Source organism: Pantoea sp. X-Soil-ISGK-421, assembly GCF_059730785.1.
The window spans coordinates 2278446-2290524 of sequence record NZ_AP035979.1 but is presented as its reverse complement, the minus strand read 5'-3'; the positions used below and the strand labels follow the sequence as shown (position 1 = coordinate 2290524).

General features: G+C 52.0%; 13 protein-coding genes. 8 read left to right on the top strand and 5 right to left on the bottom strand.

Features of this window, described 5'->3' with window-relative positions:
• Positions 1-19 precede the first annotated feature (19 nt).
• From copC to AC6I8K_RS10660, 7 genes are all read left to right on the top strand, one after another.
• On the top strand, positions 20-397 hold the full coding sequence (gene copC / locus AC6I8K_RS10690; protein ID WP_483817552.1) for a copper homeostasis periplasmic binding protein CopC: 378 nt from the start codon (positions 20-22) through the stop codon (positions 395-397).
• A gap of 3 nt (positions 398-400) precedes the next feature.
• Complete coding sequence (gene copD / locus AC6I8K_RS10685; RefSeq protein ID WP_483817551.1) at positions 401-1282, top strand: copper homeostasis membrane protein CopD; 882 nt, start codon at positions 401-403, stop codon at positions 1280-1282.
• A 33-nt stretch (positions 1283-1315) separates the two neighbouring features.
• Positions 1316-1663, top strand: a complete 348-nt coding sequence (locus AC6I8K_RS10680; RefSeq protein ID WP_497827241.1) for a YebY family protein — start codon at positions 1316-1318, stop codon at positions 1661-1663.
• Positions 1664-2970: 1307 nt separating this feature from the next.
• Positions 2971-3183 (top strand): transcription antiterminator/RNA stability regulator CspE, encoded by a 213-nt coding sequence (gene cspE / locus AC6I8K_RS10675; RefSeq protein ID WP_007889586.1) that lies wholly within the window; start codon positions 2971-2973, stop codon positions 3181-3183.
• Positions 3184-3185: 2 nt separating this feature from the next.
• Entirely contained in the window at positions 3186-3329 is a 144-nt protein-coding gene (gene ymcF, locus AC6I8K_RS10670) for a cold shock small protein YmcF (protein WP_101764610.1), read from the top strand.
• Between the two features lie 202 nt (positions 3330-3531).
• A complete protein-coding gene (locus AC6I8K_RS10665; protein ID WP_483817550.1) occupies positions 3532-3858 on the top strand; it encodes a hypothetical protein in 327 nt (108 codons plus the stop codon).
• 117 nt (positions 3859-3975) lie between these two features.
• Positions 3976-4143, top strand: coding sequence for a hypothetical protein (locus AC6I8K_RS10660; protein ID WP_196762328.1), 168 nt, complete (start codon positions 3976-3978; stop codon positions 4141-4143).
• 36 nt (positions 4144-4179) lie between these two features.
• Here AC6I8K_RS10660 and AC6I8K_RS10655 read toward each other — a convergent pair whose 3' ends face one another.
• Together AC6I8K_RS10655 and AC6I8K_RS10650 are read right to left on the bottom strand one after the other, a co-directional pair.
• A complete protein-coding gene (locus AC6I8K_RS10655; protein WP_483817549.1) occupies positions 4180-4374 on the bottom strand; it encodes a hypothetical protein in 195 nt (64 codons plus the stop codon).
• 539 nt (positions 4375-4913) lie between these two features.
• Positions 4914-5645 (bottom strand): class I SAM-dependent methyltransferase, encoded by a 732-nt coding sequence (locus AC6I8K_RS10650; protein WP_497826692.1) that lies wholly within the window; start codon positions 5643-5645, stop codon positions 4914-4916.
• Positions 5646-5900: 255 nt separating this feature from the next.
• On the opposite strand from AC6I8K_RS10650, the gene AC6I8K_RS10645 reads away from it, so the two are divergent.
• Positions 5901-6548, top strand: coding sequence for a metallophosphoesterase (locus AC6I8K_RS10645; protein ID WP_497826691.1), 648 nt, complete (start codon positions 5901-5903; stop codon positions 6546-6548).
• Between the two features lie 3 nt (positions 6549-6551).
• On the opposite strand, the gene rsmF is transcribed toward AC6I8K_RS10645, so the two are convergent.
• The 3 genes from rsmF to yebS form a co-directional block, all read right to left on the bottom strand.
• Positions 6552-7976 carry a 16S rRNA (cytosine(1407)-C(5))-methyltransferase RsmF gene (gene rsmF / locus AC6I8K_RS10640; protein ID WP_497826690.1) on the bottom strand — a complete coding sequence of 475 codons (1425 nt, stop codon included), beginning with the start codon at positions 7974-7976 and terminating at the stop codon, positions 6552-6554.
• A gap of 72 nt (positions 7977-8048) precedes the next feature.
• Positions 8049-10688, bottom strand: coding sequence for a PqiB family protein (locus AC6I8K_RS10635; protein WP_497826689.1), 2640 nt, complete (start codon positions 10686-10688; stop codon positions 8049-8051).
• A complete protein-coding gene (gene yebS, locus AC6I8K_RS10630) occupies positions 10657-11901 on the bottom strand; it encodes a membrane integrity lipid transport subunit YebS (RefSeq protein WP_497826688.1) in 1245 nt (414 codons plus the stop codon). The genes AC6I8K_RS10635 and yebS overlap by 32 nt, the downstream gene beginning before the upstream one ends.
• Between the last annotated feature and the right edge of the window lie 178 nt (positions 11902-12079).

Sequence of the window (12079 nt, the reverse complement as noted above, 5' to 3'; positions counted from 1 at the left end):
ATATATAAGGGAAGAAGTGATGAAGAAAACTGCGTTTAACCCGGTTGTGGCGCTGTTGTTGGCGTTATCCACGCTCGCCTTTAGCCAGTTTGCGCTGGCTCATGCTCACCTGAAAAGCCCGGTTCCCGCTGACAAAGCCGTGGTTGAGCATTCACCGCAGCAATTGACGTTAACCTTTACTGAAGACGTTGAACCGGCGTTTAGCGGTGTGGAAGTGCTCAATGCGCAACACCAGCCGGTGGCGGTCGAGAAGGCCAAACTGAACAATAAGCAGCATGACCAGCTGATTGTCCCGATTGCCCAACCGCTGCCGTCGGGCAGTTATCAGGTGAACTGGCATGTGCTATCCGTGGATGGTCATAAAACCAAAGGCAGCTACGTATTCAGCGTGAAGTGATTGATGAGCCTGAGCACGCTGTGGATTAGCCTGCGCGCGCTGCACTTTATGTCGGTTTTGTTGCTTGCGGGCAGCGCCTTTTATACTGCATTGCTGGCACCGCGCCGCTATCGTGCTCAGTTGGCGCAGCGTTTACTCCTCATCCTGGGCACCAGCGCAATGCTGAGTTTGTTGAGTGCCGTGTTAATGCTGGCGACGCAAACCGGCTTAATGAGCGGCGAATGGCGTAATGTCAGTGATAGCGCAACCTGGCAAGCCGTGCTCAGCACGCGTTTCGGCCAGGTTTGGCGCTGGGAAATCGCTTTTGCACTGCTGAGTACGCTGGCACTGCTGCTGCGTGGCACGCTGCGCCAAAATCTGCTGCTGTGTAGCGGCCTAATGCAACTCATCGCCTTAGCGGGCGTGGGGCATGCCGCGATGCATGATGGCTGGCCCGGCGTGCTGCAACAAGGCAATCACGCGCTGCATTTAATAGCGGCTTCATTCTGGGCGGGCGGATTATTGCCGCTGTTATTGTTGATGCAGGAAGCGCGCCAGATTGCCGTTCGCACCGATGCGATCCGCTGCATGATGCGCTTCTCGCGCTACGGACACCTGGCCGTGGCGTTAGCGCTGTTAACGGGCATCATTAATAGCTTGTTGATTGCCGGTTCACCGCTGAATTGGCAACCCACGCTGTGGAGCAAGCTGCTGGTAGTGAAAGTGCTACTCGTCATGCTGATGATCGCTATCGCGTTGACCAATCGCTACTTGCTGGTGCCGCGCTTTCGCCTGGCGGCCAGTAATGCATCGCAACTGTTTATTCGCCTGACGCAGCTTGAGCTGCTGCTGGCCATTATTGTTATTGGGTTGGTCAGCGTGTTTGCCACGCTGTCACCGGCCTGAATGTGTCATTAAAGAAGATGAAATGAGGTCGATATTTTGCTGAAGAAACTGATTCCAGCTTGCGTATTGATGGCGCTATGCAGCCAGGCGATGGCGGCACAGATTATTACCGTCAGCCGTTTTGAGATTGGAAAAGACAAATGGCCCTTCACCCGCGAAGAGGTGATGTTGACCTGCGAGAAAGACGGCGCGCTGTTCGCGATTAATCCGGGCACATTGCTGCAGTATCCGCTCAACGATAAAGCCTATGCGCGCAAAACCGCCGGGCAGGGCACGCTACAATCGATTGACACCATCGTAGCCGAAGATAAAGCGCATCCAGGCCAGAAAATGAGCCTGCAGCCGATCATCGAACGCGCCCAGCAACTTTGCGGTAAGTAACCTTCGTTTTTCAGGCGTAGCGCACATTTTAGCCGCTACGCTTGTTTTCCTCTTCTGTCTGCGCGATCACAGAGTTGTCACCTTTCGGTACCAAATATGATGATTGGCTGGAAAAGCAGCAATCCTCAACTACCTTTAAATGGCAAGGCGTCCTCGCCTGCAAAAATGCCAACTTTTAGCGCACGGCTCTCAAAGAGCCATTTCCCTGGACCGAATATAGGAATCGTATTCGGTCTTTTTTTATGTCGTTGATTTGCAAAAAAATGAAATGTCCGAAATTTTCCCGAAATCGTCATATCCGGTCTAAACCATCACTTATTCCTGACCACCCAAATTCCAGTCCGTTCAAATCATCGATATGTTTTTATCTTAGACATCCATGTCTTAGCATATTCAGGCTTAAGCTTTCCCTTTAAGCATGTCTTAACAACTGTTCGCTCATCACGAGTAAATAGCGGCAAGAATTTCGAGTCTGAGTGATGGGATTACTTTCATGCAGGGTAATTGATTTGACGCGCTAGGCTTACTTTCCTCCAGCCTCCTACACTTAATGTTCTAAGCAACCGAGGGGGATTTATGCCTGATAGACCGATTGAAGCTGATGAGCTTGAAGACGATGCGAAGGCTAAGCCAGATGAGCACGATAAAGATGATGAAAGTCTGGCACCAGAGTCAGGGGACAAGCAGCCTGATTGATAACTAAGCCCACTTCGGTGGGTTTTTTTGCCGCGATTAGGCTTGCGGTTGACCAACCGGTCCCTTACTCATTGGCCCAATTGGCGCTGGCTGTTCAGTTTGCACATTGGGACGTCCGTCAGGCCCTATAGGTCGCTCAGCGTGATAGCAGCCAGACAACATTATCACGTTAATTATGACGAACAATCCGCTTAGACATCTGTTCATACATTCGAATCCTCTAAAATAGAAACCCTTTGCACTGTAATGATAGGTCAGGCATCCGCGTACGTTCTGCTTTCGCAATGCAACTTGTGATGGTTAGCAATTAAATTTTCGCTATTCATCCAGAAAAATAAGGGTAATTGAACTTTTGCTTAACCTTCTATAGGCGCTAATTCATATATTTTCATGTAAAAAATAAAAAATCTTTTTGCTTGCGTGTGATGCTGAGAAATGCGTTAATGCTTCGTCGGTCTGAATAGCAGACAGTTAGAAGGTTAGTTCCCATTGTATTTCTCATCCCAGTTAGTGCCGCTTCAAGCCCTTTCTCTTTGAGTCTTATCCTAAGTTCTGATTCGTATCTGCAACTCGGCCCTTACGCCAATAGGCTCATTTAAAAGGTAAAAATTATGTCTAACAAAATTCTTGGAACGGTAAAATGGTTCAACTCAGAAAAAGGCTTCGGCTTTATTTCTCCTGAAAATGGCAGCAAGGACGTATTCGTCCACTTCTCAGCCATCCAGGGCACTGATTATCGCTCACTTGATGAAGGTCAGCGCGTTGAGTTTTCAGTTGAAGATGGCCCTAAAGGTCCGTCTGCAACAAATGTATTAGGTCTGTAATTATTCGCATTTATAATCGTTTAAGATGTCCGCACTGCCAGAGTTCACAATATCGCACCTCTGCGTTCGATATTACGAAAATGAACCCACATGGTGCTAAATGTATTTTCTGCAAATCATCAATGATTGTGTTGAAAACTGCATAATAGCGGATGCTCTGCCCTGATAATTATTAGGGCTTATCAGGCAATTGCTTGATTCAAGTATTACTAGCACTGCTCCGGCAGTGCTTTTTTTATGCATAACCCTCCCTTTTTGCTTGCTTATTCCTCTAATCGAGCGTGATGTCACGTGCTATATTTTCCGCTGATAAATAAAATCATCGTAATAACGTGAGAAGTCAACGTGATGCATAAGCCTATTGTTCTCCTGATTTTGCTGCTGTTAAGCGGCTGTGCCCTTAAACAGTACCCACAATCCACCAGCGTGAGCGATGCCGAAGCGCAATCTTATGACTGTACTGCGCTGAATCTGGAAATTGCGAAGACGCTTAGCGTTAAGCAACAGATTGATAAAACCGGAGAATTTGATGCACTGACGGTGATGGGTTTCGTTGGCGATTTTGGTATCGGTAACGGCATCGCAAAAGCAAATGCCAACAGCAAAGCCACAGCGCGTCTGACGCAGTTGCAGGCACTGCAATCCGTGCGTTGCGCACGCAATGTAACTCGATAATCTGCTTACCAAGCCATTATCGGTCGAAAAATGCAGTCAAATAGCTGCAGCCACCATGCGTGAAAAATGGTATAAGATTGGCCCATCTGTTTTATTGCCGGTTAATAAGGATCCCTCATGGCAAACACACAATATCTTCTCTGGGTAATGATTGGCACGTTAACTCTGCTTTGTATCTTTATTGGTGTGGTCGTTGGGCGGGCCAAAAACCCGCGTATTGGGACAATGACATTCGCAGGTTTATTAGCCTTCTTCTTAGTGGCGATATTTTTAATTACTCGCTGATGCAATGAAAGCAGCAATGCGCCATTTCTGCTGGGATCAATTGTGTACAGCATCCCAGCCGCTGCCATTTTGGATATGATCCCAGTAGGGGGTAATTTCCTGTTCACGTTGATAATCGGCGAGAGCAGTAAACAGATTGATAATTTTGTCTGGCTGGTGATCGCGTCGTATAGCGTTCGACACGAGCTTATTTAATAGCGTGATAGCAGCGGGCGTAATCGTACCCATCATCGCTTTACCCACTTTAGGCTACATTGAGGCAGTATAATCCCCGATATAAAACTGCGGCACGGCAGTAATAATATTTTTAATATTACGTTTAATGCCGAAATATCGCACCTCGCTTCCTCCTTTAGAGGTGCCAGGTATTGAGACGTTTGAGGGTGCCGTCAGCTCAACTATCGAGCGAATCAACGTGCTCACCCACGTGTTCAATATCAACATTCATATTGTTGCAAAGATAGTAAGCGGGTAAACCGTTGAAATCATCTTTTATCCACAACACCGCCGATTGAGTATCTTGCAACCTAGTGAAATCATAGAACGTGGGATCGGGATGATTAAAACCGGACATAACAATGAATAAATGCTGATTATCTCCATAAGCCGGTTTGTCACGATAGTGGATATCGAGAGCAGAGCGAAAATTAAAATGTAGTTAGCGGCTTAGAAAAGCGTTCGCCCAGTATAGGCGACCATTTTGGCGCACAATTAATCCTGGCACCCAAAGTGGTATTTAATGTGGCTGTTTCCTGCAGCCACATAAATACTTAGCGAGGTTTACGCGCGGCCAGTAAAAACATCATCGGACGATCGCGCTCTTCTGCCAATGCGGGATTCAGCGCGACCATCTCTTCGCCTGGTCCCCATTCATCGAGATGCACGATTTCAAATCCTGCGCCGATTACTGCATTGATCCACGTTGCCAGCTTGCGATGCTGCTTCTTAACACCGTCGGCAAACCAGTTACTGATGCGTTCACCCTCCTGCTGATAATTATTCACCGGCCAACTGCGGTGCTGTTGCTCATCAACAATCCATTGCTGCTGCGTGGGTGCGGTGTAAATCGGATGCTCGCAGGAAAACACCAGCGCTCCGCCCGGCGTCAGCGCGTCAAACACGGTTGCGAAAAGCCCATCAATATTGGTGAGGTAATGCAGCGCCAGCGAACTGTAGGCAAGGTCGAAGGATGCGTTGAGCTGCAGCGTTTCCAGGTCGGCACGCTGATAGCGAATCTCCGTTCCCTGCGACATCGTTGCGGCTTGCGCCAGCATCTTCTCGGAAACGTCCAGTCCCAGCACGTCATGTGCGCCTTGCTGCTGTGCATAGCGGCAAAACCAGCCGTAGCCGCAGCCTAGATCCAGAATGCGTCTGCCCTGTAATTCGGGCAGCAAAGCACGCAGCGCAGGCCACTCAGGCGCGCCGTCTAATCCTTTAACGGAACGTGGCAAGGTGGCGTAACCGGCAAAAAAATCGGGGTTGTCGTAAATATTCTGGCTCATACAGGCTCCTTTATATGATGCGCAAAGGAGTTTAGGCGTTTAGTGCGAAATGTAAAGTCGCGTAATTATCCCACAAATAACAGATGCACCAGGCGAGCGAGTGATTCCAGCAGCAGCAAGCTGCCAATGAAAATAACGATTAATACACCAATGAATTGTTTCCGTCCGCTCATGCTGTTCCCTCCGCTGGCTAAACCTTACCGACTATACTTTATGCCGGGCTCACTAAACTTCCAGTCAACCGGGGAAGATTACATGCTTTACCAAAAGGTAAACGCGCATATGTGGCGAAACATTTGGGTGGTCGGCGATCTGCATGGTTGCCGCGCCCAACTTGATGCGCAACTGTTCAAACGGGATTTCGATAAACAGCAGGATTTATTGCTGTCGGTTGGCGATTTAATCGATCGCGGGCCGGACAGTCCTGGCTGTTTAGCGCTAATAGTGGAACCCTGGTTTCGTTGCGTGCGTGGCAATCATGAACAGATGGCGCTCGCCGCGCTGGAAGGTCGAGATCAAACCCTGTGGATGATGAACGGCGGCGAATGGTTTTGGCAGTTGAAAGGCGCAAAATTAATCGCTGCGCGCCATGCGTTGAAGCGCTGCGCCGAGTTACCGTTGATCTTGCATCTGGATTTTGGCGATCGCGTAGTGGTGATTGCACACGCCGATTATCCTGCCAGCCACTATGCGATGGGGCAGGATGTTGATTGGCAACAAGTGGTGTGGAGTCGCGATCGACTCGGACGCCATCAACGCGGCAGTTCGGCCCGCATTGATGGCGCCAGTGAGTTTTATTTCGGTCACACGCCGTTAGAACAGCCGCTCAATGTGGCGAATCAGCACTACATCGATACTGGCGCGGTATTCGGCAATCGTCTTACCCTGGTGCAGTTGCAGTAACGCTTAACGAAACAGGCGTCCGTCGCGCACCAGTTCGCGCGGATAACTGTTTTTAATCCGATTGCCGACTTTCTTAGCCAATCCCAGCGGCTGCTGCTGGTAGGTGACGATCACTTCATCACGATCTGGCAACGTTTCTGGATGGATATCCTGGCCGCGATACCAGGTTTCTGCTTCCGCAGCGGTGAGTTCGAAATCCAGCGCGCTGCCTGGCTGCGTCAACGCAACGACCGCTTCATGCTGCCAGCGATAGCCTTTCGGGAAAGTCTCTGCCAGTTTGAGGCCGATGCGCGAGAAGCGCACTTTGCCCAGCCAACTCTCCAGCGCCGCCGGGAACAACCACAGCTCTTTATCGCGCTGCCACAGCGTGTGGTTCTCATCCCATCGCAAGCCTACTTTAGCCGCTGCCTGCTGCACTTCAGCGCTCAGCTTACGGCTGGCCGGAGAGAAGGGCAGTTTGCCAACTTTGTACGTTGGCGTTGGCAGCGGGGGTGAGCTGGCGGTTTTACGCAGGCGAGCGACGAAGAAACCTTCGCTATCGAAAATCTGTGGGAATACGTGCAAAAAACCTTCCGTGGTTAACGCCTGCTCGGCTCCCGGGAACAGATCGTTCAGTGGCACAATTTCAACCGCATCCGGATAACGCTGTTGCAGCCAATGAATAACCTGCTGGTTTTCGATCTGGTTCAGGGTGCAGGTAGAGTAAATCAGCGTGCCGCCGGGTTGTAGCGCATGAAAGGCGCTTTCCAGCAGGTCACGTTGTGTCTCGGCGATTGCTTCAGTACTGGCCAGCGTCCAGTTACGCAGTGCGTCGGCGTCTTTACGCACCACACCTTCACCGGAGCAGGGCGCATCAAGCAGAATCGCATCGAAACGTTCTGGCAGTGCCGCGCCAAATACGCGCCCATCAAAATGGGTTAGCGCGACATTACTGACACCGCACCGGCTAATGTTAGCGTGCAACACCTTGACGCGGCTGGCGGAGTATTCGTTAGCCAGAATCGCACCTTCATTACGCATCAGCGCGGCCATTTGTGTGGTTTTGGAGCCTGGCGCGGCAGCCACATCCATGACCTGACGTGCATCGGGCGCGGCGTCAAACAGTGCGGTGACCGGCAGCATCGAGCTGGCTTCCTGAATGTAGAACAGTCCGCTAAGGTGCTCCGCCACGCTTCCAAGAGGCAGGGATTCATCATCGCGCGCTATCCAGAAACCTTCAGCGCACCACGGAATCGGCGACAAACGCCAGCCGTAATTGGCTGTACGAGTAAGGAAATCGGCCACGCTAATTTTTAAGGTATTAACACGTAAGCTGCGGCGCAGCGGTTGCTGGCTAATGGCGAGAAAGCGTTGCAGTTCGGCGTCGTCAGTCAAGCTGGCACGCATCAGCGCGAGGAAATCTTCGGGAAAGCGATCGGACACGGGCATCTACCGGGAAAAAAAATGAACGCGAAGTGTAACATGTGAAAAAGAATCGGGCAGCCTGGCTGCCCGATTTGCTTAAGGTTGATTAGGGTCCGGAATCGCCGTGCCCCAATTACGCCACTCTTTCGGTGCTTCATCCTGAAGCAGGAAGTGTTTGTTGGCGCCGGCCTGCGGTGCTAACGGCACCGTTGACGGGGTCGCGAATTGTACGCCACCGCGGATGAACTGCTGGAAGGTGCCGGTTTTCAATACGCCGCCAATCAGGCCGAAATCGAAGTTATAGCCGGAAGCCAGCCAGAACACCGAGTTGTTACGCACCAGATGTTGATATTTCTTGCTGATGCGCAGCGCAATTTGCACGCGGTCCGCCATATTACCCAACGAGGTTCCGGTCACGGTACCCACTTCAACGCCACGGAACAGCACGGGCGTGCCCACCGACAACGATCCGGCTTCAGCGGCATCAACATAAATGGTCAAGCCGTTAAGGTAGCGTGAATCGGTGATCGTGGTTTCCTGCAATTCAAAGGTGCGCGCCGGTGAACCTTTGCCCGGATCAACGTTGATATAAGGCTGCAGCAGCGTTTCGATATGGTTAACACCCGCCGCGGAAATCTCTGGCGACACCACCGAGAAGCGGCTGCCGATACGCGCGAAGTCCTGCACGTATTCTGGGTAAAGCACCGCTTTGGCGTGAACCTGATTGTTATCAGAACTTAGCGCCAATGATTCAACCTGACCAATATTGATGCCGAGATAGCGAATCGGCATACCGGCGGCGAGCTTGCTGGCATCAAAGGTGTGCAGCGTAATCTGGCTGCCAACCGCACGCGCCGCGGTTTCTGAAGAGTACAGCACACGTTTCACGCCTTTCGCCGCCTGCACACCGGTCAGATTATCGAAACTGATCGCGCCTTTGAGCGCACGATTAAGCGGGGACGCTTGCACGGTTAAACCGCTGCCATTGAGCTGCACTTTGGCACCGCCTTCTGCCCAGAACACGCTCTCGTTGGTGAGCAGCTTGCGATATTGCGGCTGGATGTGAATCGAGATTTCAAAGGCATCTGCGCGCGGTACCACATCAACCACTTCGCCGACCTGGAATTTGCGGTAAAGCAGCACCGAACCGGCCTGCACATCCGGCAAGCTGTTGGCGGTGAGTTTCAGCGTAGTCGGCGGCTGTTCGCCGACGATACCTTCTTCCGCACGTTCCGCATCGGCATATAATGGATAACGGTTGGACGGATTACCTTTCGCACCGGGGATCAGGCGAACGCCACCATCTACCCATTCGCGCGCGCTGGCTCCCAGCACCTGCATACCGTCGAGGCCAAACTTCACGTCGAGGCGGCTGTTCACCACAAACTTGCTGTCGGCGTGCACCAGATTACGGTGTTCAGGATTAATCGCCGCTACAAAGCTGATGCCATTTTCATCCAGCGTACGCGAAATTACCTGGCCGATTTTCATGCCATATAGCATTACCGGCTGGCCGGCATCAATACCGTACGTTTCCGGCGCGCTGAGTTTCACCGTCAGCACATCGGGTTTCTGTAGCAGGGTTTCGCTGGCAGGTAACACGGTGAAATGATCCTGCGGTTCGCCTTCACCGGGTACCAGCTCGAAAGTATTACCGGTCAACAGGCTGCTGAGATTGGTGTCGGTCAGGCTGATCTTCGGTGTGCGCATCTCAATGCGAGTCCCGCTGCGCATTAGCCCGGTTACCGAAGGATCCACGGTCAGCTCACCTGTCACTTTACCGCCATCCAGCAGGTTCAGTTTGGTTAAGGTGCCGACTTCCAATCCCTGATACATCAGCGGTGTGCTATCGGCTTTCAGGTTATCGCCGCTCGGCAGATCCAGTTTCACTTGTACGCCGCGCTGACTGCGCGCCAGATCGGGATAAAGCTGGTAGTTGGCATCGACCTCGGCCTGCTGGCCATCATTGGGGGAATCGAAGGCAATCGCGCCGTTAACTAAGGCGGCAAGGCTCTCTAGCTTCACTTTGGCACCGCTCAAGCTGACATCCGCATCAACGCCGGAGACATTCCAGAAGCGACTCTGTTTTTTCACCAGATTGATAAAGCGGCGCTCGATCAGTACATCAATGGTGACGCCATCGGTACTGTTGTTCAGGCTGTAGTCGTAGACGCGACCGACCGGGATTTTACGGTAATAGACCAGCGAACCGGTGTTAAGCGAGCCGAGGTCTGGCGCACGCAGGTGAATAAGGAGTTCGCCCGTATTCACGCGATATTTCGGTTGCGTATCCAGTGCGGTGAAGTGATCGCTCTCTTTACCTTTGCCCGGCATCATGCCGATGTAGTTACCACCAACCAGGGCGTCAAGTCCGGATACGCCCGCCAGCGATGCTTTCGGCGTTACCAGCCAGAACTGGGTGTCTTCACGCAGGGCATCGCGCATGTCACTTTTGATGCTGGCCTTAATCTGGATGCTTCGATAGTCATCGCTCAGCACAATGCCTTGCACCGTGCCCACTTCCACGCCCTGATAGCGGATCGGTGTGCGCCCCGGCACAATCCCGTCGGCGGTCTGGAAGTTAATGGTGATCGTCGTACCGCGCTCCTGATAATTGGTCCACAGCAGCCAGCCAGCGATCAGCAGGGCGATAATGGGCAATAACCAGAACGGCGAAATCTTGCGCTTGTTGCGCAGATTGGCGCTAGTCGGTGTAGTCGGCGTTTCCTGTTGCATGTGCATCCCAGATCAGGCGGCTATCAAGCCACTCTACAGCCATAATGGTCAGAACAACGGCGGCGCCAAAGTAGAAGGCGGCCGGTCCCATGGTAAAAGCCAGTAGCTGATCACGATTGACCAGCGACATGGTTACAGCAATCACAAACAGATCCAGCATCGACCAGCGGCCCACCCAGGTTACGGCGCGCAGCAGGCGAATACGGGTTTTTAAACCCTGTTCGCATTTGAAATGAATACTGAGCAGCAAGGTCAGCATCACTAACACTTTGGTAAAGGGCACCAGAATACTGGCGATAAACACCACGGCGGCCACCGGTATATTGCCTGATGCCAGCCCCAGAATGCCGGAGAAAATGGTGTCTTCGCGGCGTGCGCCATTGACGTACACCACCGAAATCGGCAGCAAATTGGCGGGGATCAGCAGCACAATCGAGGCAATAAGTGCTGACCATGACTTCTGCAAACTGTGGCGACGGCGATAGTCGAGCGGCGTATGGCAACGTGTGCAGCGACCACGTTCATCTGGCACACCGGTTTGATGGCAGTTCAGACACACTTGCCACTCTTCCGGCGGGGAAGTGGGCAACGCTTGCGGATAATAGTGTTCCCAGAGCTGCTCAACGTTAAGGTGAATCAGCGTCAGCAGGCTTAGCACCGTCAGCGCAATATAGGCCACTAAGCCGTAGCCCACTTCCAGCGAGGCGTAATCCTGCACTTTTATAGAGGCCACCGCCACGCCGACCAGATAGATATCCAGCATCACCCACTCTTTGAGCTTATCCATCATCAGCAGGACCGGGCGCAGATTCATACCGAGCGCGTTGCCCACCCACAGATAGAGGATGCCTGCCACAAGCGTCACTGGCGCGCCAATGGTGCAGAATGCCACCATCGATGCTGTTAACGTATCGCCCTGTTGCGCCATTTGAATCACGCCTTCCAGCAGACTGGCGTTAATGCGCATGCCAAGCAGGCGGATATCGACCAACGGCAAGCTAAAGGCGAACGGCATTAACACGATCATCACTACTGCCATGGCGGTGAGTCGCGTCATCGACCAGTCACGACCGCTCTGAACTTGTGCATGACAGCGAGGGCAATAGGCTGTCTGATGTGATTTCACATCCGGTAAGGAAAAAAGGGTATCGCATTGCGGACAACGCTGATAACGTGCGTGGGGCAACGTCTGGCTGATAGCGTGAATTTTCATAGGTGACGCAAGTGCCCATCGTTCGTTACTTTTATCGGCATGCTGAGCAGTGCAAATTTGCCTGCAATATTCGGTGGTACCAGAATTCTCTTATCCACCGCCTGCTAAGGGTATAGTAACTAATAGAATGATTCACCTTATGCGCCTGGATTATTAGTGCTTATTTTAACAACTGAGT